This window comes from Arthrobacter sp. TJ-236 (assembly GCF_058269235.1).
Window position 1 is genome coordinate 158,864 of record NZ_JBZCNI010000002.1, and the last position, 26,117, is coordinate 184,980.

The following is a 26,117-nucleotide window of genomic DNA, read 5'->3' on the forward strand; positions in this document are numbered from 1 at the left end:
ATGAAATTCACCGACGGATTCTGGCATGTCCGCCCCGGCGTCGATGCGCAGTACGCGCAGGAGGCCTACGACGTCGAGGCGGTGGTCGGCCGGCTCACGGTCTCCGCGCCGACGAAGGTCATCGAGCGGCGCGGCGACACCTTGAACCGGGCCCTGCTGACCGTCACCCTGAGCAGCCCGCTCGACGGCGTGATCGGCGTCCGCATCGAGAACCACCGCGGGGACACCCCGCACCGCGGCTTCGACCTGGTGGGCGCGGAGGAGGGCAGCGGCACCGCCTCGGCGGACGACGACGGCGGCATCCTCACGGCCGGTCCGCTCACCGCGCGCATCACCCGGGGAGCGCCGTGGAACCTCACCTTCGAGACCGACGGACGGATGCTCACCTCGAGCGGCCACAAGTCGATCGGCCGGATGGACCTCGCGCCGGACGCACCGGTCACCACCGAACCCGCCGGGGTGGCGGGCGTGACGGCCAGCGGGCGCGCGCCGTCGTCGTCGTACCTGCACGCGCAGCTCTCGCTGGGTGTCGGCGAACTCGTGTACGGGCTGGGCGAGCGCTTCGGCCCGTTCGTGAAGAACGGCCAGACCGTGGACATCTGGAACGCCGACGGCGGCACGTCGAGCGAGCAGTCCTACAAGAACATCCCGTTCTACCTGACCAACCGCGGCTACGGAGTCTTCGTGAACCACCCGGAGCACGTCTCCTTCGAGGTGGGATCCGAGGCCGTGGAGCGCGTCCAGTTCTCGGTGCCCGGGCAGATCCTCGAGTACTTCGTGATCCAGGGCGCCACCCCGGCAGAGATCCTGGAGCGCTACACGCGCCTCACAGGCCGGCCCGCCCGGGTACCGGCGTGGTCCTACGGCCTGTGGCTCTCCACGAGCTTCACCACCGACTACGACGAGCAGACCGTCACGCACTTCGTGGACGGCATGGCCGAGCGGGAGCTGCCCCTGAGCGTCTTCCACTTCGACTGCTTCTGGATGCGCGAGTTCAACTGGACGGACTTCGAGTGGGACGCCCGGGTGTTCCCCGATCCCGAGGGCATGCTCGCACGGCTGCACGACCGCGGGCTGCGCGTGAGCGCCTGGCTCAACCCGTACATCGGGCAGCGCTCCAGCCTCTTCGACGAGGCCGCCCGGGCGGGCTACCTGGTGCGCCGCGAGGACGGGACGGTGTGGCAGTGGGACCTGTGGCAGGCGGGCATGGGGCTCGTGGACTTCACCAACCCGGACGCCACCGCCTGGTTCCAGGGCAAGGTCCGCACGCTGCTCCACCAGGGCGTCGACGCCATCAAGACGGACTTCGGCGAGCGCATCCCGCTGGGCGTTCAGTGGCACGACGGCACCCCGCCCGAGACGATGCACAACCTTTACCCCCAGCTCTACAACCGGGCGGTGTTCGACGTACTCGAGGAGGTCCGCGGCCCGGGTGAGGCGGTGCTGTTCGCCCGGTCGGCGACCGCAGGCGGGCAGCAGATGCCCGTGCACTGGGGCGGGGACAACTCCTCCTCCTTCGAGTCCATGGCGGAGACCCTGCGTGGCGGGCTCTCGCTCGCGCTGAGCGGCTTCGGGTACTGGAGCCACGACATCGGCGGCTTCGAGGGCTCACCCGACCCCGCCGTGTTCAAGCGCTGGCTGGCCTTCGGGCTGCTCTCGAGCCACTCGCGCCTGCACGGCTCCACCAACTACCGCGTCCCATGGGCCTTCGACACCGGCGACGAGCCCGCGGGCCAGAGTGCCGTGGACGTCACGCGGACCTTCACGCGGCTCAAACTGTCCCTCATGCCGTACCTGTACTCCGTGGGCCTGGAGGCGCACACGAGGGGTACACCGTTCATGCGGCCCATGCAGCTCGCGTTCCCGGGTGATCCCGCCGTCGCGCACCTGGACCGCCAGTACATGCTGGGCCCGGATCTCCTGGTGGCCCCCGTGTTCTCGGCCGGCGGCGAGGTGGAGTACTACCTGCCCGCCGGTACGTGGACGCAGCTGCTCACGGGAGAGGTGGTCACCGGGGGAGCGTGGCGGCGTGAGGTGCACGGCTTCGACTCCCTGCCGGTGTGGGTGCGGGAAGGCGCGGTGCTGGTGACCGGCAACCGCTCCGACCGCCCCGACTACGACTACCTCGAGGACCCCCTCGTCACCGTCTACCCGGGCGCCGCCGACGGCACGGTGGTGACCGTGACCACGCCTGACGGGTCCTCGGGGGAGTTCCGGGTATCCGGAGCGGGCGGGGGCTACCGGGTCACCGGCCCAGACGGCGCGAGGTTCCGGGCGCGCGCGGCGGGTGGCAGCGAGGTGGCGGCCGACGGCGGGGCGGCGGTCCTGGAGGCCAGTAGCATCGAGGGGTGAAACCCTTCCTGCTGCTGGCCACGCGAGCCGAGGACGCCGCGGCCGACGCCGAGTACAGGAGCTTCCTCCGCTTCGGCGGTCTGGCCGAGTCGGAACTGCGGCGGGTCCGGCTCGAGGCCGGGCCGCTCCCGGAGGTCGATCTCGCGGACTACTCGGGGATCTTCCTCGGCGGGAGCCCCTTCAACGCCTCCGATCCCGAGGAGTCCAAGAGCGCCGTGCAGCTCCGCGTCGAGGGCGAACTCGGGGCGCTGCTGGACCGCGTGGTACCCGAGGACGTCCCGTTCCTCGGCGCCTGCTACGGTGTCGGCACCCTCGGCCGGCACCAGGGTGCCGTGGTGGACAGCACGTACGCGGAGTCCATCGGCGCCGTCGAGGTGACCGTGACCGACGACGGCGCGGCGGACCCGCTGCTGGCGGGGCTGCCGTCGTCGTTCCCCGCGTTCGTGGGACACAAGGAGGCCTGCGCGGCGCTCCCGCCGGGTGCCGTGCTCCTCGCCTCCTCCGCCACGTGCCCGGTGCAGATGTTCCGGGTCGGCGAGAACGTCTACGCCACGCAGTTCCACCCGGAGCTCGACGTCGAGGCGCTCGTGGGGCGCATCGACACCTACCGGCACGCCGGCTACTTCCCGCCGGAGCAGGCCGAGGAGTACATGGCGAGGGCGCGGGCCCTGGCGGTGGACCAGCCGGCGCGGATCCTCGGCGCGTTCGTCCGGCGCTACGCCCGCTCCTGAACCGTCGGCGTGCGCACGGAGGACGCGCAGGCCTCCAAAGGCTGACCCGCTGCACACTGTCGTGCCCGTCCGCCTCCCCCGCGGAGCAGCGCCCACTGTCGGCACCGAGCGGTACTGTCGAAGGATCGGCAGGGCATCGCACGTAGCGCAGGGCAACGCACAGCGGAAGAGGTAGCGGTCATCGAATCGAGCGCCAGCACGAGCACCAGATCGGCGGGCCGCACCGTTCCGGTGGTGCCGGAACCGGGCGAGAAACGGCACCACCGCATCCTCGTCATCGGCGGGGGCAACGCGGGCGTCTCGCTCGCCGGGCGCCTGAAGCGGTACCGGATGAAGGACGTCGCGGTCATCGAGCCACGCGAGCGCCACTACTACCAGCCGCTCTTCTCGCACATCGCCGGCGGAACCGCCGACGCGCTGGAGGCGGTCCGCCTGCAGTCCGAGGTGATGCCGAAGGGGGTCACCTGGATCAGGGACAAGGCCACGGACGTCAGCACCGAGACCAGGACGGTGCTGCTCGCCTCCGGCTCGGCCGTCACCTACGACCACCTGGTGATCTGCCCGGGCATCCAGAACGACTGGAACGCGATCCCGGGCCTCAAGGACGCCATGGAGGGCCCGTTCGGTGCCTCCAACTACGAGTTCGAACTCGCTCCCAAGGCATGGAAGCTCCTGCGGGCGGTCACCGGCGGCACCGTGGTCTTCACCCAGCCCCCCGGACCGGCATCGTGCGACGGCGCCGCCCAGAAGCCCATGTACCTCGCGTGCGACTACTGGCGGCGCCAGGGCGTCCTCGAGGACATCCGGGTGGTCCTCGCGGTGGCCACCCCCACCATCTTCGGGATGGAGATCGTCGACGAGGAACTGGGCCGCAAGATCGACGAGTACGGCATCGAGGTGCGCTACAGCACCGAACTCGCCTCCGTGGATCCCACGGGCCGTTCGGTGCGCCTGACCAACACCGTCACCGGGGCTTCCGAGACCCTCGGGTACGAGGTGCTGCACGTGGTCCCGCCGCAGTCCGCGCCCGAATGGCTGAAGACCACCGACCTGCCCGCTCCCGGGAACATCGGCGGGTTCGTGGAGGTGGATCCCGTGATCCTGCGCCACCCGCGTTTCCCGGAGATCTGGTCGCTCGGTGACGCCGCCTCCACGCTCAATTCGAAGTCGGGCGCTGCGCTGCGGATGCAGACGAAGGTGCTCGCGAAGAACATCCGGGCCGTGCTCAAAGGCAAGAAGCCCACGGCCGAGTACAACCACTACTCGGCGTGCCCCTTCGTGGTCACCCGGAACACCGTGGTGTTCTCCGAGTTCGACGACAAGTACTCGCCCATGCCCACTGTGCCCGGCTGGAACAACCTCGCCCGCGAGCGCCGCCTGACCTTCGTGGCCGAGCGGATCCTGCTGCCCAAGGTCTACTGGAACCTGATCCTCAAGGGCAGGGCCTGAGCCCGGCCCCTTCATCTCAGGCCGGTTCGATCGGGATCCACAGCTGCCCGCGGCCGCTCGACCCGCCGAGGTCGGGCTGCACGCTCAGCAGCTGCGGGCCGGGCGCCCAGCGGTAGGGGTTCGCCGGGAACCACTCCGCCGCGGCGTCCGCCCACATCTGCTGGAGCGCCTGCGGGAAAGCGCCCTCGGTCTCGAACACCACCCACGTCCCGGCGGGTACGGGCAACCGCTCGAAACCCTCCCGAGCAGGTTGCGTCGTGGCGACGGCGTGCCAGTAGTCCAGGGCGGTGCCCTCCGTGGAGGGGTCCTCGAGATTGTCCGTGACGGCGAGCGGGCCGGCGGGCTCGGTGTCGACGAGTTCCGCGAGGACGGCGTCGACGCCCTCGTCCAGGCTGCGTTCGAACTCCTCGATCGCGGGGTTGTGGCCCTCGTGGACGAGTGCCACGCGTGTTCGGAGGCCCACCAGCGCGAACTCCTCCTTCGTGACGATCCGGTGCTTCATGGTCGATCTCCCTTCGATGCGTAGATGGAACCTCAGGTGCGGTTGTGAGTGGAGTGCGGCGCCGGGAAGGCGCGCGTCGGAGGGCGTCAGCCCGTGCATGGCCTTGAACGCTCGGGTGAACGCCTCGGCCGATCCGTATCCGTAGCGGACGGCCACCTCGAGGACGGGCATCCCGTCCACGATCTCCGCGGTGGCGACCGTCAGGCGCCGCCGGCGGATGTACTCGCCAGAGGGGCAGGCCCGCGAGGGACGCGAACATGCGGCGGAAGTGGTACTCGGACGTGAGCGCCGTCCGGGCGAGCGCGCCGACGTCCACCGGCGCCGTGAGGTCTTCCTCGATGAGTTCGATCGCGCGGTTCCAGAGTTCCACGGGCACCGCCTCCTTTCCCTCCCCACGCTACGAGGCCGCTGGCGTCCGCGCCCGATGATCGGTGCCCGGAAGTGTCAGGTGGGTGCAGTTCTCCTTCACCGGGCGTTCACGCACCGTTGCTCAGCGCGTCGGGTTCGGGCTGTTGCATGAGGGGTGCGCCGCGTTGCACCGGATCCGGCGTGAGGCCACCGACCGAAGGAACTCCATGCCGCACCGCATCGTCCGTCCCGTCGCCCGCGCAGCCGCGATCGCCGTCGGGCTCTCGTTCCTCGCCGTCCCGGCGCAGGCCGCCCGCGTGGCCGACGTGCCGACGGCGCACCCGGCGAAGCGCCAGGTCGGGGCACCCCTCCTCGTGGGCCACCGCGGCGCCGGCGGCACTGCTCCGGAGAACACCGTCGCCGCGTTCCGGGACGGCCGGGCGTCCGGAGCGGAGTTCATCGAGATCGACGTGCAGCTCAGCGCGGATGGCGTGCCGTTCCTCTTCCACGACGACACCCCGGCCCGCACCACCGACGTGGAGGAGGTCTTCCCCGAGCGCGCCAACGATCCCATCACCTCCTTCACCTGGGCCGAGCTCCAGCAGCTCGACGCCGGCTCCTCCTTCGACGCGCGCTTCGTCGGCGAGCGCATCCCGCACCTCGACGACGCCGTGAAGGCCGCCACCCGCACCACCGGCGTGTACATCGAGATCAAGAGCCCGCGGAACTCACCCGGGATCGAGCAGCTCGTCGCGGACGAACTCACCGGGAACCCGGCCTGGCAGAAGCTCGTGGCGGTGGACAAGGTGCAGGTCATCGGGTTCGATGCCGCCTCCAACCGCCGCTTCGCCGAGCTCGCACCCGAGGTGCCCCTCCAGCAGCTCACCGGCGCCGCCCCCTCGGCCGCGGTCCTCGCCGAGTTGGCCACCTACGTCGACTCCATCGGGGCGAACTACCGCGGCCTCACCGCCGCCGACGTCGCGCGCGTCCAGGCGGCCGGGCTCGTCATGAGCGTGTACACCGTCAATTCCCCGGAGGCCGTGCAGGCCGTCGTGGACCTCGGGGTGGACGCCGTGACCACGGACTTCCCGATCCAGATCGGCCGCTTCCTCCGCGGACTACCCGTGTTCCCCGGCGCCGCCGTGGAGATCAGCGAGGCCATCAATAACCCGGCGGGCGACGACGTCCTGCCGGACGGCGGGGAGTACGTCACGCTGCGCAACACGTCGGCGTCGGCCGTGGACGTGAGTGGCTGGTTCCTCCGCGACGCCGCCAACAACGTGCTGAGCGTCGGCGAGGGGTACGTGCTGCAGCCCGGGGCCGAGCTGAAGGTCCACACCGGCCCGGGCACCAACACCGCAACCTCGTACTTCAATGGGTACACGGCGTCGATCCTCAACAACACCGGCGATTCCGTGGGGCTGTGGACGGCCGAGCTGCGTCTCGTGGACGTCCTCGCCAACTGACGCGGACGGCCCTTGTCGGGTCCGGAGGCTGCCCGTAGCATCCGGTCATGGAGATCATCGAGTACCACCCGCGGCCCGATCAGCTCGTCTACACCTTCGGCGGGAGCGCACCCGTCATGACGGTGCGCCCCGGTACGGCGCTGAAGCTGTGGTCCGAGGACGCCTTCAACAACGCGCTGACCTCGGTGGACGACGTCTCGGGCGAGAAGGTGGACCTCAACTTCGTGAACCCGCAGACCGGGCCGTTCTACGTGGAGGGCGCGGAGCCGGGGGACACCCTCGCCCTGCACGTCGTCGATCTCACGCCCGCGCGGTCCTACGGGGCCTCGGCGACCATCCCCTTCTTCGGCGGGCTCACGAGCACCGACCGCACGGCCACGCTGCAGGACCCGCTGCCGGACATCACCTGGATCTACCACGTGGACACCGAGCGCCGCACCGTGGGGTTCCAGTCACGCCACGGCGATTTCGAGGTGGCGCTGCCGCTCGAGCCGATGCTCGGGACCGTGGGTGTGGCCCCGCCCGGGGGAGAGGTGCGCTCGAGCCTCGTGCCCGAGCGGTTCGGCGGCAACATGGACGCGCCGGACGTCAAGGCGGGCACCACGGTGTACCTCGGTGCGAACGTGGAGGGCGCGCTGTTCTCGATCGGCGACGGCCACTACCGGCAGGGTGAGGGCGAGGCGTGCGGCACGGCGGTCGAAGGGGCCATGCACTCGACCATCATCGTGGACCTCATCAAGGGCGGAGCCCCGGCATGGCCGCGGCTGGAGACCGACTACCACTGGATGGCCGTGGGCTCGTCCCGGCCCATGGAGGACTCCTGGCGGATCGGCCAGGTGGAGATGGTGCGCTGGTTCGGCGACCTCTTCGGACTGCACCACCTCGACGCCTACCAGCTGCTCACGCAGACGGCACTGGCGCCGATCGCCAACGCCGTGGACGCCAACTACAGCGTGGTGGTCAAGGCGCCCAAGGCGCTGTTCCCGGCGGCCGACGCCTACGGCGGGCTCCACGCGCACCTGCGCCGCGAGGCCGCGGCCCTCCGCTGACCCGACCCTTGATCCGCCTGCTCACCCGCCCGGCCACCCCCTTCCGAAAGGCACACCATGGACCTGCACCTGGACGGCATCACCGCCGTCGTCACCGGCGGTACGAAGGGTATCGGCCGCGCCATCGTCGAGTCCTTCGCGGCGGAGGGCGCGCATGTCGCGTTCTGCGCGCGCAACGCAGCGGAGGTCGCGGCGACGGAGCAGGCGTTCGCGTCGTCGTCGGGCCGGGTCTCCGGGTACGTGCTCGACGTCGGTGACGGCGCGGCGGTCGCTGCCTGGGTGGAGGCCGTGGCGGCGGACTTCGGCCGGATCGACGCCGTGGTGAGCAACGTGAGCGCGCTCGCCATCGAGGACACCGAGGAGAACTGGGAGGCGAGCCTGCGCGTGGACCTCCTCGGTACGGTGCGCCTGGTAAAGGCGTCGCTGCCGCACCTGGCGAACAGTCCGACGCCGTCGATCACCGCGATCTCGAGCGTCTCCGGACGCGAGGTGGACTTCGCGTCCGGTCCCTACGGCACCGTGAAGTCCGCGCTGATCGGGTACATGGCCGGGCTCGCGTTCCAGCTCGCGGGCCAGGGCATCCGCGCGAACACCGTGTCGCCGGGCAACACGTACCACGAGGGCGGGGTGTGGCAGGGCATCGAGAGCGGCAACCCGGACCTGTTCGCCACGGCCCTCGGGCTCAACCCCACAGGCCGCCTGGGTACCCCGCAGGAGGTGGCGGACGCCGTCGTGTTCCTCGCCAGCCCGCGCTCCAGCCGGACCACCGGTGCCAACCTGCTGATCGACGGCGCACTCACGCGCGGCATCCAGTTCTGACGTCCACGCACGGCACACGCGTGTGACGTGACCACGACGGGAGGGGCGCCGGACGAACCGGCGCCCCTCCCGCTCGTGCGGCTACTTCGCGAGGAAGGGGAGCAGGATCTCGTTGATCTCGGCGCCGTGCGTCCACAGCATGCCGTGCGGTGCGCCCTCGATCTCGACGTACTCCGCGGCAGGCAGGTGCTTGGTGAACTCGCGGCCCGTGGAGTCGATGGGCAGGATGCGGTCCTCGGTGCCGTGGGCGATCAGGGTGGGCACGGTGATCTTGGCGATGTCGGCGCGGAAGTCGGTCAGCCAGGAATCGACGACAGCGAAGGAGGCGTACCAGGACGAGCCCGCTGCCACGTTCCAGGCCCCCCGGAGTGCTTCCTCGCTGAGGCGGTTGCCGAGGTAGACGTCGGTGTTGAAGAAGTCCTTGTAGAAGTTCGTGAACCAGGCGTAGCGGTCCTCCATGGCGGCCGAACGGATGCCGTCGAATACCGTCGAGGGCACGCCGGCGGCGTTGTCATCGGTCTGCAGGAGGAACGGTTCGAGCGAGGCGAGGAAGACGGCCTTGGCGACGCGGGCCTCTCCGTAGGTGCCGATGTAGCGGCCCACCTCACCCGTGCCCATGGAGAATCCGACGAGGACGGCGTCCGTGAGGTCGAGGGTCTCGAGGACCGTGTTGAGGTCAGCGGCGAAGGTGTCGTAGTCGTAGCCGGTGGTCGGCTTGCTGGATTGCCCGAAGCCGCGGCGGTCGTAGGTGATGACACGGTAGCCGGCGGTGAGGAGGGCTGCGGTCTGCTTCTCCCAGGAGCCGCCGTCGAGCGGGTAGCCGTGGATGAGGACGACCGGCTGACCGGTGCCGTGGTCCTCGTAGTAGAGGTGGAGATCCGTGCTGTTCTCGGTGCCGACCTTGATGAAACCCATGACGTGCGTCCTTTCCTCGAGCGGTGAGAACGGTCGTTCTCTCCTGCTGATCACAGAGTATAGAACGATCGTTCTCAAAACAAGTAGAATGGCTGGATGATTTCCGACGACGTGCGATCACGCATCATCGCGAGCGCCGATGAGCTCTACAACGCCCGAGGCATCCAGTCCGTGGGCATGGACGAGCTGCGCACGGCGGCCGGTGTCTCGCTCAAGCGGCTGTACCAGGAGTTCCCCTCGAAGAGCAGCATCGTGATGGCCGTCCTCGAGCGGTGGCACGCGTCCTGGACGGACGGGCTGGACGCCAGGGTCCGCCGCGCGTCCACCCCACGGGACCGGCTCCTGGCGATCTTCGACTACCTGGCCGAGTGGTTCGGCCAGGACTCGTTCCGTGGGTGCGGCTTCATCAACAGCTTCGCGGAACTGGGCGCCGTGAGCCCGGACGTCGCCGAGTACGCGCGGAAGCACAAGGAGTCCTTCCAGCGGTACGTCGGTGAGCTCGCGCAGGAGGCAGGGGCGCCGTCGCACCTGGCTCCGCAGCTGTCCATCCTCGCGGAGGGAGCGCAGACGACGGCGGCGATCGCCGGCACCGCTAGCGCGGCGGACCACGCGCGTCAGGCGGCCGAGGTGCTGATCGATGCGGCCCTTCCGGCGGGCGGACGCAGCTCGGCCTGATCCCGAGCGCGCGCGGTGTTATCGGATCGACGCGGCTCGGCCTGATCAGTAACGCGGGCGGCGCCGACGGACAGGTTCCACTCCGTAGGGGGCCGCGGAGGTTCGTCCGGCTCAGGCGGAGCGGTCGGTGAGGTCCTGGTATTCGGGATGGTCGTCGATGAACGCGGCCACGAACTCGCAGCGGGGCACCACCGTGAGGTTCTGCGATCGGGCGTCGTCGAGCGCGTGCCGGATCAGGACACTGCCGATGCCTCTGCCCTCGAGGTCCTCGTCGACGACCGTGTGCGTGAAGACGATCGTGTCACCCGAGCGCTCGTAGGCGGCGATGCCCGCGGGGTTGCCGTCGAGCATAGCGACGTAGCGGGTCTTCGCGCCGTCGTCGCTGACGGAGATGTCGTCCTTCGTGTGCTCACTCATGGTCCCGACTCTGGCATCGACGAGCGCCGGTGGTCAACGCGCCGATTCCTGACCGGCAGGGGACTCGTGGTGGGTGGCGACGGCATCCCGACCGGGGGCATCGACGAGCCAGCTCAGGGCATCGGCCTCGGAGGAGAAGTACCGGGATGTCGTGGGGGAGCGGTGCGCGAAGCCGGACATCACCTCGTCCACGGCATCCTCGCCGACGATGGCCACGCGGCTGAAGCCGGTGTACGAACTCATGCCCACCCGTGCCTCCGGGGTGATGCCCGTGATCCCGTGCATGTGGACGAGGAGAGGCAGCGCCGTGGGGCCGTGGTGCTCGGCGAGGGCGCGGGCGGCAGCGACGGCGACGGGGTGGGTGACCTCCACTCCGCGTCGCCACCGCAGACGGAGGAAGCCCCTCTCGAGGTGGGTTGTGAACGGTTCCATGACATCCTTCGGCACGCGGAGGGGCAAGTGGTGAGCCAGCCTAGCAAGGGTGACTCCCACAATGGCGGGAGTATCCACAGGTGCACAGGGCCGACGTCTGGAGCCGTGCAGGTTGTAGCGTCAGGAGCATGACGCTGAGCATCCTGGTCACCGGCGCGAGTCGCGGCATCGGCGCCGGCATCGCCGTCGAACTCGCAGGCCGCGGGCACCGCGTGGGCGTGCACGCGGGCCGGGACGTCGACGCCGCGGAGTCGGTTCGCGCAGGTCTTCCCGGGGAGGGCCACGCCGTCGTCGTCGGTGATGTCGCGGACCCGGAGGCCTGCTCCCGCATCCTGACGGACGCCGTCGGTGTACTCGGCGGGGTCGACGTGCTCGTCAACAACGCCGGCGTGTTCACTGCCCATCCGATCGATTCCACCTCCTACGAGGAGTGGCAGCGCGCTTGGCAGCGCACGCTCGCCGTCAACCTGACCGGCCCGGCGAACCTCGCGTGGCTCGTCGCGCGGCACCTGATCGAGCGCCCCCAGGGGCCCGACGGCGGCCGCCTCGTCGCCGTGGGCTCGCGCGGCGCCTACCGGGGCGAGCCGACCACGCCCGCGTACGGCGCGAGCAAGGCGGCGCTGCACTCCATGACGCAGTCGCTCGCGGTGGCACTGGCGCCGCACGGCATCCTCTCGGCCGCCGTGGCGCCCGGCTTCGTGGAGACCGCCATGGGCCGCACCGTGCTCGACGGCCCCGCGGGCGACGCCGTGCGCGCCCAGAGCGCCTTCAACCGGGTCGCGACGGCGGAGGAGGTGGCGCAGGCGGTGGCCTGGCTCGCCACCGATGCGCCGGTCTGGGTCAGCGGCACCGTGATCGACGTGAACGGCGCCTCCTACCTGCGGTGACCGCTGGTGACCCCGTCGCCGGAGCGGAGGTTCGTGACGCACTGTGACCCGGGAGGGTGGACGTCCGCGGAACACCCGGCCTAGGCTCGGACCCAGAATCACGAGTTCCAACGCAAAACCCTGGTTCGTTGGACGGCAACCCTCTCGCTGTAGCGGGGTGCCCCAGGTGAGGATTCGGTCCGGCTGAGCTGCCGGGCAAGTACGGCGCTCCCTCCACGGCAGTGCCTCGACACGAGGATTCTTCATGCCCGCTCCCGCACGGCACATCCGTTTCAACGCCTTCGACATGAACTGCGTGGGCCACCAGTCGCCCGGGCTGTGGCGGCACCCCGAGGACCAGTCCTGGCGCTACAAGGACCTGCGGTACTGGGCCGATCTCGCGCAGACGCTCGAGAAGGGTCTGTTCGACGGCATCTTCATCGCCGACGTGCTCGGTACCTACGACGTCTACGGCGGCTCCAACGAGGCGACCCTCCGGCAGGGCACGCAGACACCCGTCAACGATCCGTTCCTGCTGGTCTCCGCCATGGCCCTCGTGACCGACCACCTCGGCTTCGGCGTCACGGCAGGCACCGCCTACGAGCACCCGTACCCCTTCGCCCGTCGCCTCTCCACCCTGGACCACCTCACCAACGGGCGGGTGGGCTGGAACGTCGTCACGGGCTACCTGCCCTCGGCCGCCCGGAACATGGGCAACGAGGACCAGCTCGAACACGATGAGCGCTACGACCACGCCGACGAGTACCTCGAGGTCCTCTACAAGCTCCTCGAGGGGTCCTGGGAGGACGACGCCGTGGTCCGCGACCGCGCCACCGGCGTCTTCACCGACCCCGCCAAGGTCCACGACATCGGGCACGACGGCACTTACTTCACCGTCCCCGGCATCCACCTGAGCGAGCCGTCGCCGCAGCGGACCCCGGTGATCTATCAGGCCGGAGCTTCGCCCCGCGGCGTCCGTTTCGCGGCCGGCAACGCAGAAGCCGTGTTCGTCGGTGCGCCCACGAAGGCCATCCTCAAGGACTCCGTGTCCCGTATCCGGGACGCGGTGGAGGCGGCGGGTCGGGATCGCTACGCGGTGCGGATCTACACGATGCTCACGATCATCACCGACGAGACCGAGGAGAAGGCCCGGGCGAAGCACGCCGACTACCAGCAGTACGTCAGCTACGAGGGCGCCCTCGTGCTGCTGTCCGGCTGGCTCGGGATCGATCTCAGCATCTACGACCCCGACGAGCCACTCGGCAACGTCGAGTCGAATGCCATCCAGTCCGCCGTCGCGAACTTCCAGAAGGTGAACGACGACGGCGCCCCGTGGACGGTCCGCGACATCGCGGAATGGGCGGGGATCGGAGGGCTCGGGCCTCGGATCGTCGGCTCCGGTGCCCAGGTGGCCGACGAGCTCCAGGCGTGGGTCGACGAGACCGACGTCGACGGCTTCAACCTCGCCTACGCCATCACGCCCGGCTCCTTCGAGGACGTCATCACGCACGTGATCCCCGAGCTGCAGAAGCGCGGCGCCTATCCCACGGAGTACGCCGAGGGGACACTGCGTCAGAAGTTGTTCGGCAAGGGCGACCGCCTGCCGGAGGATCACCGCGGAGCGCGGTACCGACTCCAGCCCGTCCGCTCTTGAAGCGCACCTGACGCGCACCTGAACCGACGTCCGGCGCCGTCGTCCTGCGTCAACCTGCGGCACAGATTCCCGGCGCCGCCGTCCAGCGCCGTTCTATCGATCCACTCCGCCCTTTCCGAGGAACCCCATGATCTCTCTACGACACCTGACCAAGACCTATGGCCACGGAGGCACCGCCGTCACCGTTCTCGACCGACTCAATTTCGAGGTGCCCACCGGGCGCATCGCGGCCGTCGTCGGACCGAGCGGCGCGGGCAAGAGCACCCTCGCCCAGTGCATCAACCTGCTGGAGCGTCCCACCTCGGGGTCCGTGGTGGTGAACGGCGAGGACCTGTCCGGCCTGCCCGAGAAACACCTCCGCGAGGCACGGCGCCGCATCGGCACCGTCTTCCAGTCCTCGAGTCTGCTGAGCCGGCGCACGGCCGCCGAGAACGTCGCCCTGCCCCTCGATTTCCTCGGCGTGACACCGCAGGAGACGGCGGCCCGTGTGCACGAGTTGCTGGACCGCGTGGGGCTCGCCGACAAAGCCGGGCACTACCCGTTCCAGCTCTCGGGCGGCCAGGCGCAGCGGGTCGGGATCGCACGCGCGCTCGCCCTGCGACCCAGCATCCTGCTCGCCGACGAAGCCACGTCGGGGCTGGACCCGGACACCACACGCTCCGTCGTCGGGCTCCTCCGAGAACTCCGGGACGATCTCGAGCTGACGGTCGTCCTCATCACCCACGAGATGGACACGGTGCGTCAGGTCGCGGACACCGTGGCGCGGCTCGATCACGGGCGGATCGTGGAGCAGGGCTCCCTGGTGGATCTGCTGACCTCGCACGAATCCCGGCTCGGGAGGTCGTTGCAGCCCCGCCGCGGACACGCCGGTGCCGAGAGCGGAACCCGCGCATGGTTCGTCACCTACGACTCCACCTCCGTACCCGGCGACTGGATCCAGCGCGTCACGGCAGAGCTCGGGGTCGCCGTCCACCTGCTCGGTGCAGCCGTCGAGACGGTGCACGGGGTCAACACCGGCAGCGCCACCCTGGGCATCGGGACGGACGACGACGCCCGCGTGGCAGCAGCGCTCGCCCGGTGCGGCCTGAGCGGCACGCCGGATCTCCGGAGGGTGCCCGCCGGCGCCACCGAGCGAGTCCTCACCGGGGCCGTCGGGAGCGTGGCATGAGCGCCCTCGTGCTGCCCCGCGCGGACGTGCTCATCCGGGACCTCCCCGCGCTGCTGGCTCCCGCCTACGGCGAGACCGTCGCGATGGTCGGCATCGTCATGGCCGTCGTCGTCGTCCTCGGCACCCCACTGGGGGTACTGCTCCACAACCTCGCGCCGGGCGGACTCCACGAACGTCCGGCGGTGCATACCGCGCTCAGCTGGATCATCAGCATCGGCCGGTCACTGCCCTTCCTCATCCTGATGGCGGCGATCGTGCCGTTCACACGCTTCATCACGGGGACCAACATCGGTATCGCCGCTGCCGTGCTGCCGATGTCACTGGCGGGCATCGCCTTCTTCACGCGGATCGTCGAGAACGCCCTGCGGTCCGTCCCGCCGTCCGTCGTCCAGGTGGCCCGCGCCTCGGGTGGCTCCACCTTCCAGGTCATGCGGACCGCGCAGTTCAGCGAGGCCGTGCCCGCGGTGATCGGCGGTCTCACCATCCAGGTGATCGCGATGATCGAGTACTCGGCCATCGCCGGCACGATCGGCGCCGGGGGTATCGGGTACGTCGCCGTGACCTACGGTTACCAGCGCTTCGACAACACGGTGATGCTCGCGACGATCGTGATCCTCGTCGCCACGGTGGCACTCGTTCAGGTGACCGGCGATCGGCTCGTCCGCCACACCACCCCTCAGCAACGCCTGCAGCGGGCCTGACACACCGGTCCCGTCCCTCGCACACCTCCTTCCCCTCCCTCCCTCCCGCCATCACGTCCTTCGGCGTGCCCAGAAAGGCCTTCATCATGACCGAGAACACTTCGTCCAGCAGTCCCGCCACGACCCCTTCCGACACCCCGGTCGCATCAGTACCCGCGGCCGGTCACGGCTTCACGCTCCGACGGCGGCGCCGGGCGCCGTGGATCGCGGGAGGAGCCGTTGCCGTGCTCGCCGCGGGCGCCTTCATCGCCGTCCCGCTCCTGAATCCTGCGGAATCCGCCGCAGAGACGGAGGGCGCCACGCTCCTCGTGGCCACGGCCGAGGGCAACCATGCGGAGCAGGCGCTCATCGAGTTCATCGACCGCGAGGTGGCGCCGGAGTACGGCATCGACATCGAGTTCCGAGGACTCAGCGACAGCAACACGATCAACCGCGCCGTGAGTGAGGGAGAGGTCGCAGCCACGATCTACCAGCACGAACTGTGGCTCGGGCAGGTCCTCGAAGCGAACCCCGACTTCCGCGAGACCGCCGTGGCACCGGTGTTCCGCTGGGGCTTCGGCATCTGGTCGGACAAGTACACGAGCGTGGACCAGATCCCCGACGGCGGCACCATCTCGCTGTACTCGGATCCCGCCAACGAGGCCCAGGGGCTCTGGCTGCTCGAGCGTGCCGGCCTCATCACCCTGAAGGACGGCATGGACAAGTGGACGGCCACGCAGGAGGACATCGAGTCCAATCCGAAGAACCTCTCCTTCACGCTGCTCGACTTCGGGGCGCAGTCGCGTGCTCTGCCGGACCTCGACGCAGCCGTCGGATACACCGAGTACTACACCGCGGCCAAGGTTCCGCTCGAACAGCAGATCTTCGCTCCCGCGGCGCCGGACGAGTTCGCCTCGCAGTTGACCGTCGGCACCGACTATCTCGACACGGACAACATCAGGAAGCTCACCGAGGCCTTCGCCGACCCGGCCGTGCAGGAGTTCCTCCGCACCGATCCGGCGGTCAAGGACCTGCTGCTGCCCATCGACGCGTCGTAGCAGGCCTCCGCCAGCGGCTGAACCCACTGCGGGCGGTGGCGCTCCGTCGGTGACGAGGTCTAGCGTCGAAGGGGAACCGACCACCGATTCGAAGGAGATCCCATGTCACGCGTAGCCATCATCGGCGGGCACGGCAAAGTAGCGCTGCACCTCACCGAGCTCCTGACCGGCCAGGGCCACCACGTGAGTTCCGTGTTCCGGAACCCCGACCACGCGGGCGACGTCGAGAAGATCGGCGGCACGCCCGTGGTGGCGGACGTGTCCTCGCTGTCGGTCGACGAGATGGCGGACCTCTTCCGCGGGCACGACGCCGTGGTCTGGTCCGCCGGCGCGGGCGGCGGCAGTCCCGAGGCCACCTACGCGATCGACCGCGACGCCGCGATCCGCTCGATGGACGCTGCGGAGCTCGCCTCGGTGGGCCGCTACGTCATGGTGTCCTACATCGGCTCGCGGACGGATCACGGGGTGCCCGAGGACAACGGGTTCTTCCACTACGCGGAGGCCAAGGCCGCAGCGGACCAGCACCTGCGCGCCTCGAAGCTCGCCTGGACCATCCTCGGACCCGGAGGGCTGACCACCGAGCCCGGCACCGGGCGGATCGAGGTCGGTGACGAACCGCAGCAGGATTCCGTGCCGCGCGAGGACGTGGCGCACGTCGCCGCGGTGGTCCTCGCCGATCTCGGCACCGTGGACAAGACGATCCGGTTCAACAGCGGCCCCACGCCCATCGCGGAGGCCATCGACGCGGCGCTGTGACCGAAGGGCGACGGCGGTGCCGCACCTGGCGGACCGCCGTCGTCTGCTCGGACTAGAGGCCGTCGGCGGCGTGGAAGGTGCGGAGGGCCTCGACCACCAGCCGGTGGTCATCGAGTTGCGGCAGCCCCGACACCGTCACCGTGCCCACGGCGCCGACACCCCTGATGAAGAGCGGGAAGGACCCGCCGTGCGCTGCATGCGTGGTCAGGTCGATCAGCGGGTTGTCCTCGAACCGGCCGCCGCCACGCCGCGCCCTGAGCCCCACGAGCAGGGACGGCGCACGGTAGCGCAGCGCGGTCCGGCTCTTCGCCGCGAGCCAGTGGTCGTTGTCCGGGGTGGCGCCGTTGAGCGCGGCGCGGAACAGCAGGTGATCCGGTGTGCTGATGCCGATCGCGATCGGCAGGTTGCGCCCCACCCCGAGCTGTACGAGGAGCTGCCCGAGCGCCACGGCGTCGTTGTTCCGGAAGCGGTCGAACTGGAGCTCTGCGACTTCCGCCTCGATCTGGGCGATCATCGCCTCGAGTGCTTCGGCGGGCTGATCATCACCGCCGTCCGGGTTGAACGGGCGGAGGACCGGGGCGGCGTCATTGCTCATCGGATAAATCTACCGGCGTGCGAGGGAGCTTCGGTACGCCGGATCGAGGGTCTGTTCCCGAACTCTTGACACGGCGAGTTCACAGCCCCGGTGCGCAGGGACCGGCGCCGAGTTGAGCGAGGCCCGCACGGTCACCGTCGTTGAAGGACACGATCCCGGTGTTCTCGGCGTGCATGAGTTGCGCCGGGTCGTCGACGTGGTCGAGTCCGACGACGTGGGCGAGTTCGTGCATGATCGTCGCCCGGACGCGGTCCCGGCCCTCGGGGAACGCCAGGACGTCCGTGGCGTCCGCGGCGTCGAGGTGGACCTGCCCGCCCACGTACACGAGCGGCTGGCCAGGAGCCTGGGCGTAATCACTCCCTCCGAGCCCGATGACGTCGCCCGCGAGTTCGGGTACTTCGGACGGGCTCGACCACGTCACCAGGACCGGTACCCACCTTCTCCCGTACACGCCCGGCTGGTACAGATCGCGCTCCACGCTCGGGCCCTCCGCCGTTGCTCCGTCCGCGATGAAGTGGAGACCCGTGGCAGCCGAGACCTCTGCGACAGCCTGCTCGATGAGTCCCTCGGAGCCCATCGGCGCGCCGTCGGGCCGGACCACGTAGTGAACGGGTCGGCAGGGGTCGTAGGCGATCTTGTCCTGGTCCCCGACGGGTGACGCGTGGAACCTGTAGGCGTCCGACGCAGGCGCAACCGGCGGGAGCCCGAGGGGAGCGTCGGCTGCCTCGACGCCGCGCGGGGGGACATCTGCTCCCGGGAGGTACGGTGCCGCGGCGGGCACCACGACGTGCGAGAAGAGCGAGGGCGACGAGTAGAGGAACGCGACGAGGGCGAGCACGCCGACGGTACCCACACGGAGGCGCCGTCGGTCACGCCTGCTGCGGCGACTGGCCGCCGTCGGAGGGCGCCACGCAGTGGGGACGACCTGCTTGCCCAGGGCCTCGTCGATGGCCCACCGCGGCACTCGTCCGGAGGGTGATCGCCGCACGCCGTCGGCCGCGTGCCGGTTCTCCCGAACCCACTCCCTGTCGATCGATCCCACGTCCCGTGCCTCTTTCGTCGCCTGCGTGTCATCCTGTCCGCACGATCGGGCGCGAACCGCATTCCACAGGCAGACCTTGGACAACGCTGAGTGAAGGTTGCCCTCCAGGCGCGGATGCCGCGGTGCTACTGTGACCCACAGCACACTGACGGTCGAGGCGGCCGCCGGTCCTGACACATCGAGCCCGGGCAACGAGGCCCGGCCGTCATCGAGGAGTACGTCACCGTGGACATACAACTGTTGCTCGCACTGGTCCTGGGCATCGCCACCATCGTGGTGCTGGTCCTGAAGACCCGGCTGGATGCGTTCGTCGCACTCCTGATCGCCGCGCTCGTGACGGGACTCGTCGCGGGTCAGGCGCCGCTGGACATCGTCTCCTCGATCACCACGGGCTTCGGGAACACGCTCGCGTCCATCGGGATCGTGATCGGGCTCGGCGTGGGGATCGGCAAGATCCTCGAGGTCTCGGGCGCCGCCAACGCCCTCGCGCTCGCGTTCCTGAAGCTCTTCGGCAAGGGGCGCGAGCCGTGGGCGCTCGGCAGCGTCGGGGCGCTCGTCTCCATCCCGGTGTTCTGCGACTCGGGCTACGTGATCATGAACCCGCTCGCCCGCTCCATCGCCCGGGTCAAGCGCGCCGGGTACATCACCCTCGCCCTCGCGCTCGGCTGCGGCATGACGCTCACCCACCACCTCGTGCCTCCCACACCGGGGCCCCTCGCGGTCGCGGGGATCCTCGGTGCGGACCTCGGCGCGCTCATCCTCGCGGGCCTCGTGTTCACGGTGATCCTCCTGCCCGTCGTGGTGGTCTACGCCAAGTGGATGGGGCCGAAGCTGGAATCGTCGATGTCCCAGGAGGTGCGCGAGGCCGTGTATGGCGGCGTCGCCGCCCGGGGCCGCAGCGGAACCGCCGTGGCGGATCGCCCCCTGGACGGAGCGCACGCGCAGGCGGGACCCGACGGGTCGGTGCACGACGACGACGTCGTCGACCTGCCCGCCGATCCCTCCGTGGACCTCGGCACGCCACCTCCGGGCGCGAAGCCCCACAAGGTCGGCGCGTTCGTCGCGTCGCTGCCCCTCCTCGTGCCGCTGGTGCTGATCATCCTCAACACGGTCAGTGGCGCGATCGACCAGAGCAATCAGGGTGTGGTCGGCGCAGCGGCAGGGGAGTACGAGCCGTCCGCGTGGGCAGCGCCCCTCGCGTTCGTCGGAAACCCCGTGGTGGCCCTGGTCATCGGCGTGATCCTCGCCGTCTACACGCTCCTGCCGCGCTGGACCCCGCGCACCAAGGTGCAGGGCTGGTTCGCAGACGCAGCGGCGTCGGCCGGGCTGATCCTCCTCATCACGGGGGCAGGCGGAGCGCTCGGGCAGGTGCTGCGCAGCTCGGGCGTGGGAGACGCTCTCGCGGAGGCCATCGCCGCGACGCCCCTGCCCGCGTTCCTGGTCCCGTTCCTCATCGCCACGCTCGTCCGGATCGCCCAGGGCTCCGGCACCGTCGCGATGATCACGGCGGCTTCGGTCACGGCGCCACTTGTCGGGTCACTGGGCATCGACCCGATCGTCGCCGCCATGGCCTGTACCGCCGGATCCATGGTGTTCAGCTACTTCAACGATTCCTACTTCTGGGTGGTCACGCGGTTCGCGGGTCTCGAGGGCACGGCGGCCCTGAGGGGTTGGTCGGGTATCACCACGGCGGTGTGGGCGGGGTCCATCCCGCTGCTGTTCATCGCCAACGCCGTCCTCGGGTAGAGGCTGAGCCTTCCGATTCAGCTAATTGTCGCCTGACGTGACACCGCCGAGCGGACAGGAACGACGACGGCCCCCGCCCGCCGCGCGTGCAGCAGACGGGGCCGTCGGCGGTCGGACATCCCGGCTAGGAGGTGGCGACGTCCTTCGTGCCGTAGTCGAACCGGAAGGTCACCGCGGTGTCGGAGAGCAGATGCAGCTCGTGGTTGGCGCCGTCGCGCTCGCCGTACCGGCCGTAGTTCTCCTCCCACGAGCTGTTGACCACGATCTTGTACTGGTACGTACCGGCAGGCAGCTGCAGGGTCCGGGCCCAGGTGTTAGCAGCGGAGTCGTAGTCGAGCTGCAGTTCCCGCCGGTCGAGACTCCAGTGGCCCGCCTCGCCGAACAGGGGGTCGAAATCGCCGGAGAGCGCCACGGACTGGGGCTGGTCATGCCATGCGTCCAAGGTCCCCGAACCGGAGCCGGACGCGGCGTCCTCGAGTTCGGGAGCCTCGATGGTCGGAGTGACGTCCGGCGGCGTCGGGTCCTCGGGAGCGGAGGAGTCGGAGGAGTCCGAGAGCACCGATGCAGCAGGCGCGGTAGACGCCGGTGCGTCGGAGGACGACGCCTCGGCCGAGTCCGTCGACTCCTCACCGAGCTGCTCGGGGGAGGGCGGGGCGTGCACGGGTGCCTCGGCGTGGTCCGGGATCGGAGCACCGCTGAGCATGGCATTGACGAACTGGTCGGCGTCGTCGAACGCGCGCACCGCTCGGACGCCCTCCTCGGTGGCCGTCCACCCAGCACGGCCCTTGACGAGCCAGCCGGCCTTCACGAGCTTCGAGGTGGCCGTGGTCAGGGCCTTGTAGCCGCGGGGGATCCCGCCGGAGAGCAGCTCCGCCTCGGTGGCGTCGAAGGGCACCTCGGCCACGGCCTGCGCCATCAGTTCGCTGGGGGTGACGGCGGTGCCTGCTGCCTGGTGGTCGGCCAGCAGGGCGAGGGTGGTGCGGAGGCGGACGTTGGTGCGGTTCCGGGCGGTGATGACGATCTCCTTCATGGTTCACAGCGGGGTGCTTTGCCGTCCATGGTCGCCCTGATCGCCGCGTGGGCGCACCCCTCTGACGAGGGCGGCGTCCTCCCCGGAAGGGATCTCGCGGTGATAGGGCTGGGAACGGCAGCACCCTGACTTTACCGCCGTCGGCCGGGCTGCGGTGTTAGGTTCACCGGATGAGACGCCCGGGGAACAGTCTGGTACGCACGGTGGGACGGGTGATCCTCGGAGCGTTCCTCGTGTTCGCGGGAACCGCTCACCTGACCGTCGCACGGCAGGAGTTCGTGGCGCAGGTGCCGGCCTGGCTGCCGCTGGACCCGGACCTCGTGGTGGTGGCGTCCGGCGTCGTCGAACTGCTCCTCGGAGCCGCGCTGCTGGTTCTCGGCAGGTACCGGCTGGTGGTGGGCTGGACGGTCGCCGCGTTCTTCGTGGCCATCTTCCCCGGCAACATCGCGCAGTACGTCGACGGCGTCAGCGCCTTCGGGCTCGATACCGACGCCGCGCGCCTGACCCGCCTCTTCTTCCAGCCGCTGCTGGTGCTGTGGGCGCTGTGGTGCACCGGGGCGTGGAGGGATCGGCGCGTACGGCGCCCCTGACAGTTCCATGAGCGTCACCTGGGCGGCGCCGTCCGTTCACCCGTAGGCCGCGTCGGGTTTGTACACAGGGAGGAACCCGTACCCCGATCTGGGAGAACCATGGCTCCGTCCCGCCCCTTCCGCAGCCTCACGAGCGCCCTCGCGGCGGTAGCCGTCACCGGCACCTGCCTCCTGGCACTCCCAGCGAGCGCCGCCGTCGTGCCCGCGCCCATCACCTACTCGAGCGAGGACGCCGCGCTGACGGTCGCGCCGGTCGGCTCCTTCGAGACGGGTGTGTTCGACGAGTCGGCCGCGGAGATCGTGGCGTACCACGCCGCGTCGAAGCGCATGTTCGTGGTCAACGCGCAGCTCGGGCTGGTGGACGTGCTCGACGTCGCCGACCCCACTGAGCCCGCGCGACTCTTCGGCATCCAGGGACAGGGCGTCGCGAACTCGGTCGCCATTCGCGCGGACGGCCTCGGCGTCGTCGCGCTCGAAGCGCCCGTGAAGACCGATCCGGGGACGCTCCTCTTCTTCGACGCCGCGGGTGACGGCGCCGTCCTCGGCTCCGTGACGGTCGGCGCGCTGCCGGACATGGTCAGCATCTCCCCGGACGGCACCACGGCCGTGGTCGCCAACGAGGGCGAGCCGAGCGAGGGATACACCGTGGACCCCGAGGGATCCGTGAGCGTCGTCGCACTCCCCGCGACCGTCGCGGCGCCCGCTCAGACCGCCGTCCGCACCGCCGGGTTCGGTGCCTTCGAGACCCCGGAGAACGGCGGCACGCTGCCCCTGCCCGACGGCGTCCGCGTGTTCGCGGGCATCGCCGGGTCCGCGCGCCCGGTCTCCGAGAACCTCGAGCCCGAGTACATCGCGATCGACGGCGGCACAGCCTACGCCGCGCTGCAGGAGGCGAATGCCCTCGCCGTCGTCGACCTCGCCTCCGCCACGGTGACGGACATCCTGCCGCTCGGCGCGAAGGACCACGGGTTCGCCGGCAACGGCCTGGACCCCTCGGACCGCGACCCCGAGGACGCCCCGACCTTCGACATCCGCACCTACCCGGGCCTCAAGGGCCTGTACATGCCGGACGGGCTGAACTCCTACACCGCCGGCGACGGCGAGACGTACCTCGTCACCGCCAACGAGGGCGACGCCCGCGAGTGGGGAGCGTACGTCGAGCCGGCGCGCGTCAAGGACCTCGGCGAGGACGGCCTCGCGCCGCTCTGCGCGACGAGCCCGCTGGCAGGACTGACCGGCGATGCCGACCTCGGCCGCCTGAACATCAGCACCGCCAGCGGCCTCACCGCGGAGGGCTGCTACGACGAGCTGTTCGCGTTCGGCAGCCGCTCCTTCTCCGTGTGGACCACCGGCGGCACCCAGGTGTTCGATTCGGGTGACGACCTCGAGGAGATCACCCACGCCGCCAACCCCGGCTTCTTCAACTCCAACCACTCCGAGTCCAACCTCGAGGGCCGCAGCGACGACAAGGGCCCCGAGCCGGAGAACCTCGCCATCGGCGAGGTGGAGGGCCGGACGTACGCCTTCATCGGACTCGAGCGCGTGGGCGGCATCGCCGTCTACGACATCACGGACCCCGCCGCCAGCACCTTCGTCACCTATGTGAACAACCGCGACTTCTCCCAGTCCGTGGAGGACGGCGGGGACCTCGCGGCCGCGGGTGACCTCGGGCCCGAGGGCCTCAGGTTCATTCCCGCGGCGGGCTCACCCACGGGCAAGCCGATGATCGCCGTCGGCAACGAGGTCTCCGGCACCACCACGCTCTTCGACATCACCGCGGACACCACCACGGTGCAGGTGCTCGGCATCAACGACTTCCACGGGCGGCTCGAGCCCAACCGGGCCGAAGCCGGCGCTGCGGTGATCGCCGGCGCGGTGAACACCCTCACGGCCGAGAATCCGAACACGCTCTTCGTCTCCGCGGGAGACAGCATCGGCGCCTCGACCTTCACGTCCTTCTCGCAGCAGGACAACCCCACGATCGACGCGCTCGTCGCCGCCGGTCTCGACGTCTCCGCGGTGGGCAACCACGAGTTCGACCGCGGCTTCGCGGATCTCACGGACCGCGTGCTGCCGCGCTACGGCGGAACGCAGTTCGGCCTCGGGGCGAACGTGTACAGCGCGGCCACGGGTGAGCCCGTGCTGGACGAGTACTCCGTCCAGGAGGTCGACGGCGTCCGTGTGGGCTTCATCGGCACCGTCACCGAGGCCACACCGACGCTCGTGTCCCCGGCCGGTATCCAGGGGCTCCGGTTCGGCAACCAGCTCCAGGCCGCCAATCGCGTGGCCGGCCAGCTGCGCGACGGCTTCGAGGGCAACGGCGAGGCCGACGTCGTGGTGCTCCTCGCGCACGACGGCTCGGGCAGCACCGACTGCGCCACGATCGCCGCGGAGGACTCGCCGTACGGTGAGCTCGTGCGGGGTGCCTCCGCGGGGATCGACGCCATCTTCTCCGGGCACACCCACCAGGCGTACAACTGCTCGTTCCCCGTCGAGGGGCTCGGGGACCGCGAGCGTCCGGTGCTGCAGGCCGGCCAGTACGGCACCCTCCTGGACCAGTTGCAGGTGCGCGTGGACCGGGAGACCGGCGACGTCGTCGCCGTCGAGTCCGCCCTCCTGCCCCTGACCGGTGAGGGCAACGTGGCGCTGTACCCGGCGGATCCGGAGGTCGCGGCGATCGTCGCCGAGGCGAAGGCCAAGGCCGACGTCGAGGGCGCCGTCCAGGTCGGCAGCATCACGGCGGACATCACCCGCGGTCCGAATCGCGCCACGGAGTCCTCGCTCTCGAACCTGATCGCGGACATCCAGCTGGAGGCGACGTCCAACGCGGAGTTCGGCGGCGAGCCCGCGCAGATCGCGTTCATGAACCCGGGCGGTGTCCGCGCGGACCTCCTCTTCGGGGACGACGGCGGAGCGATCACCTACGCCGAGGTGGCGGCGGTGCAGCCGTTCGGCAACACGCTCTTCACGCTCGACCTCACCGGTGCCCAGCTGAAGCAGCTCCTGGAGCAGCAGTGGCGCTCGGCGGACCCCGCGGACAAGCTGCACCTCGGCGTCTCGGAGGGCTTCGGCTACACGTACCTCCCGGATGCGCCGCTGGGGGAGCGCGTCACCTCGATGAGCTTCGAGGGCGTGCGCATCACGGACGACCAGGTGTTCCGCGTGACCACGAACTCGTTCCTCGCGGGCGGGGGCGACGGCTTCACGGTCTTTACCGAGGGAGCGAACCCGGCGGACTCGGGGCAGATCGACCTGATCGCCGCCGTCGAGTACTTCGAGCAGTTCAGCCCGGTGGCACCGGCGTCGGTGGGCCGTGCGGCCGTCGGCGACGGAGCCGTCGTCGACCCGACCCCGACGCCTACCCCTACCCCCACCCCCTCGCCTTCCCCCTCGCCCTCGCCCTCCCCGGGTGACACTGGGGATGACGGTGTTGGTGACGGTACCGGCGGCGGCTCCGACGACGGCGCGGGGAACGGTGCCGGCGGTGGCAGCGGCTACGACGGCGGGTACGACGACGACGGCTTCTTCGCCTCGGACGGCGACCTCGCCTACACCGGCACGAACGTGCTGATGATCGCCGGGCTCGGCATCCTGCTGGCGCTGATCGGCGGGCTCCTCCTGCTGGCCAGGCGGCGTCGGAGCGGAGACGTGACGACCGGCTGAGCCCTCTCGGCATACGCCACGATGCCCGGTACCTCTCGAGGTGCCGGGCATCGCCTATAGAGTGCACATCCAGGACACATCGAGCGCCTGCTCGACCTTTCAAGGGGGAAACAC

Annotated in this window: 23 protein-coding genes and 1 riboswitch; of the genes, 16 read left to right on the forward strand and 7 right to left on the reverse strand. The window is 70.1% G+C overall.

Features of this window, described 5'->3' with window-relative positions; translation table 11 throughout:
• The 3 genes from yicI to AC4D16_RS09485 all read left to right on the forward strand — a co-directional run bounded on the left by yicI (position 1) and on the right by AC4D16_RS09485 (position 4,532).
• Complete coding sequence (gene yicI / locus AC4D16_RS09475; RefSeq protein ID WP_490954793.1) at positions 1 to 2,352, forward strand: alpha-xylosidase; 2,352 nt, start codon at positions 1 to 3, stop codon at positions 2,350 to 2,352.
• Positions 2,349 to 3,083: a glutamine amidotransferase gene (locus tag AC4D16_RS09480; protein WP_490954794.1), complete on the forward strand. Its 735-nt coding sequence runs from the start codon at positions 2,349 to 2,351 to the stop codon at positions 3,081 to 3,083. Before yicI ends, AC4D16_RS09480 begins: the two co-directional genes overlap by 4 nt.
• 231 nt (positions 3,084 to 3,314) lie before the next feature.
• Positions 3,315 to 4,532, forward strand: coding sequence for an NAD(P)/FAD-dependent oxidoreductase (locus AC4D16_RS09485; protein WP_490954795.1), 1,218 nt, complete (start codon positions 3,315 to 3,317; stop codon positions 4,530 to 4,532).
• A 16-nt stretch (positions 4,533 to 4,548) separates the two neighbouring features.
• Here the strand turns inward: AC4D16_RS09485 and AC4D16_RS09490 are convergent, their stop codons facing one another.
• Positions 4,549 to 5,205 carry an effector binding domain-containing protein gene (locus tag AC4D16_RS09490; RefSeq protein WP_490955181.1) on the reverse strand — a complete coding sequence of 219 codons (657 nt, stop codon included), beginning with the start codon at positions 5,203 to 5,205 and terminating at the stop codon, positions 4,549 to 4,551.
• A gap of 404 nt (positions 5,206 to 5,609) precedes the next feature.
• Between AC4D16_RS09490 and AC4D16_RS09495 the strand changes: the two genes are divergently transcribed.
• Genes AC4D16_RS09495 through AC4D16_RS09505 form a run of 3 tightly spaced genes read left to right on the forward strand, consistent with a single transcriptional unit; the run spans position 5,610 to position 8,716 of the window.
• Positions 5,610 to 6,848, forward strand: coding sequence for a glycerophosphodiester phosphodiesterase family protein (locus AC4D16_RS09495; protein ID WP_490954796.1), 1,239 nt, complete (start codon positions 5,610 to 5,612; stop codon positions 6,846 to 6,848).
• A 47-nt stretch (positions 6,849 to 6,895) separates the two neighbouring features.
• A complete protein-coding gene (locus AC4D16_RS09500) occupies positions 6,896 to 7,897 on the forward strand; it encodes an acetamidase/formamidase family protein (RefSeq protein ID WP_490954797.1) in 1,002 nt (333 codons plus the stop codon).
• Between the two features lie 57 nt (positions 7,898 to 7,954).
• On the forward strand, positions 7,955 to 8,716 hold the full coding sequence (locus tag AC4D16_RS09505; RefSeq protein ID WP_490950483.1) for an SDR family NAD(P)-dependent oxidoreductase: 762 nt from the start codon (positions 7,955 to 7,957) through the stop codon (positions 8,714 to 8,716).
• A gap of 81 nt (positions 8,717 to 8,797) precedes the next feature.
• On the opposite strand, the gene AC4D16_RS09510 is transcribed toward AC4D16_RS09505, so the two are convergent.
• Positions 8,798 to 9,631 carry an alpha/beta fold hydrolase gene (locus AC4D16_RS09510; protein ID WP_490950482.1) on the reverse strand — a complete coding sequence of 278 codons (834 nt, stop codon included), beginning with the start codon at positions 9,629 to 9,631 and terminating at the stop codon, positions 8,798 to 8,800.
• Between the two features lie 96 nt (positions 9,632 to 9,727).
• Between AC4D16_RS09510 and AC4D16_RS09515 the strand changes: the two genes are divergently transcribed.
• Positions 9,728 to 10,306, forward strand: a complete 579-nt coding sequence (locus AC4D16_RS09515; RefSeq protein ID WP_490950481.1) for a TetR/AcrR family transcriptional regulator — start codon at positions 9,728 to 9,730, stop codon at positions 10,304 to 10,306.
• A gap of 111 nt (positions 10,307 to 10,417) precedes the next feature.
• Here AC4D16_RS09515 and AC4D16_RS09520 read toward each other — a convergent pair whose 3' ends face one another.
• Positions 10,418 to 10,723 (reverse strand): GNAT family N-acetyltransferase, encoded by a 306-nt coding sequence (locus AC4D16_RS09520; protein WP_490950480.1) that lies wholly within the window; start codon positions 10,721 to 10,723, stop codon positions 10,418 to 10,420.
• A 33-nt stretch (positions 10,724 to 10,756) separates the two neighbouring features.
• Positions 10,757 to 11,155 carry a SpoIIAA family protein gene (locus AC4D16_RS09525; protein WP_490950479.1) on the reverse strand — a complete coding sequence of 133 codons (399 nt, stop codon included), beginning with the start codon at positions 11,153 to 11,155 and terminating at the stop codon, positions 10,757 to 10,759.
• A 128-nt stretch (positions 11,156 to 11,283) separates the two neighbouring features.
• Between AC4D16_RS09525 and AC4D16_RS09530 the strand changes: the two genes are divergently transcribed.
• From AC4D16_RS09530 to AC4D16_RS09555, 6 genes are all read left to right on the forward strand, one after another.
• Positions 11,284 to 12,042 (forward strand): SDR family NAD(P)-dependent oxidoreductase, encoded by a 759-nt coding sequence (locus AC4D16_RS09530; protein ID WP_490954798.1) that lies wholly within the window; start codon positions 11,284 to 11,286, stop codon positions 12,040 to 12,042.
• Between the two features lie 96 nt (positions 12,043 to 12,138).
• Positions 12,139 to 12,250, forward strand: a riboswitch (SAM riboswitch).
• A 36-nt stretch (positions 12,251 to 12,286) separates the two neighbouring features.
• On the forward strand, positions 12,287 to 13,675 hold the full coding sequence (locus tag AC4D16_RS09535) for an LLM class flavin-dependent oxidoreductase (RefSeq protein WP_490954799.1): 1,389 nt from the start codon (positions 12,287 to 12,289) through the stop codon (positions 13,673 to 13,675).
• Positions 13,676 to 13,802: 127 nt separating this feature from the next.
• On the forward strand, positions 13,803 to 14,843 hold the full coding sequence (locus AC4D16_RS09540) for a methionine ABC transporter ATP-binding protein (RefSeq protein ID WP_490954800.1): 1,041 nt from the start codon (positions 13,803 to 13,805) through the stop codon (positions 14,841 to 14,843).
• A complete protein-coding gene (locus tag AC4D16_RS09545) occupies positions 14,840 to 15,544 on the forward strand; it encodes a methionine ABC transporter permease (RefSeq protein WP_490954801.1) in 705 nt (234 codons plus the stop codon). Before AC4D16_RS09540 ends, AC4D16_RS09545 begins: the two co-directional genes overlap by 4 nt.
• An 86-nt stretch (positions 15,545 to 15,630) precedes the next feature.
• Positions 15,631 to 16,581, forward strand: a complete 951-nt coding sequence (locus AC4D16_RS09550) for a MetQ/NlpA family ABC transporter substrate-binding protein (RefSeq protein WP_490954802.1) — start codon at positions 15,631 to 15,633, stop codon at positions 16,579 to 16,581.
• A gap of 102 nt (positions 16,582 to 16,683) precedes the next feature.
• Positions 16,684 to 17,337, forward strand: a complete 654-nt coding sequence (locus tag AC4D16_RS09555) for an SDR family oxidoreductase (RefSeq protein ID WP_490954803.1) — start codon at positions 16,684 to 16,686, stop codon at positions 17,335 to 17,337.
• Between the two features lie 52 nt (positions 17,338 to 17,389).
• On the opposite strand, the gene AC4D16_RS09560 is transcribed toward AC4D16_RS09555, so the two are convergent.
• Entirely contained in the window at positions 17,390 to 17,932 is a 543-nt protein-coding gene (locus AC4D16_RS09560) for a heme-degrading domain-containing protein (RefSeq protein ID WP_490954804.1), read from the reverse strand.
• Positions 17,933 to 18,011: 79 nt separating this feature from the next.
• Positions 18,012 to 18,974 (reverse strand): matrixin family metalloprotease, encoded by a 963-nt coding sequence (locus tag AC4D16_RS09565; protein ID WP_490954805.1) that lies wholly within the window; start codon positions 18,972 to 18,974, stop codon positions 18,012 to 18,014.
• Positions 18,975 to 19,199: 225 nt separating this feature from the next.
• On the opposite strand from AC4D16_RS09565, the gene AC4D16_RS09570 reads away from it, so the two are divergent.
• Entirely contained in the window at positions 19,200 to 20,720 is a 1,521-nt protein-coding gene (locus tag AC4D16_RS09570) for a GntP family permease (protein ID WP_490954806.1), read from the forward strand.
• 124 nt (positions 20,721 to 20,844) lie between these two features.
• Here the strand turns inward: AC4D16_RS09570 and AC4D16_RS09575 are convergent, their stop codons facing one another.
• A complete protein-coding gene (locus AC4D16_RS09575) occupies positions 20,845 to 21,750 on the reverse strand; it encodes a pullulanase X25 domain-containing protein (protein ID WP_490954807.1) in 906 nt (301 codons plus the stop codon).
• A 170-nt stretch (positions 21,751 to 21,920) separates the two neighbouring features.
• Between AC4D16_RS09575 and AC4D16_RS09580 the strand changes: the two genes are divergently transcribed.
• On the forward strand, positions 21,921 to 22,340 hold the full coding sequence (locus tag AC4D16_RS09580) for a DoxX family protein (protein ID WP_490950468.1): 420 nt from the start codon (positions 21,921 to 21,923) through the stop codon (positions 22,338 to 22,340).
• Positions 22,341 to 22,439: 99 nt separating this feature from the next.
• Entirely contained in the window at positions 22,440 to 26,003 is a 3,564-nt protein-coding gene (locus AC4D16_RS09585; protein ID WP_490954808.1) for a choice-of-anchor I family protein, read from the forward strand.
• Positions 26,004 to 26,117: the final 114 nt, after the last annotated feature.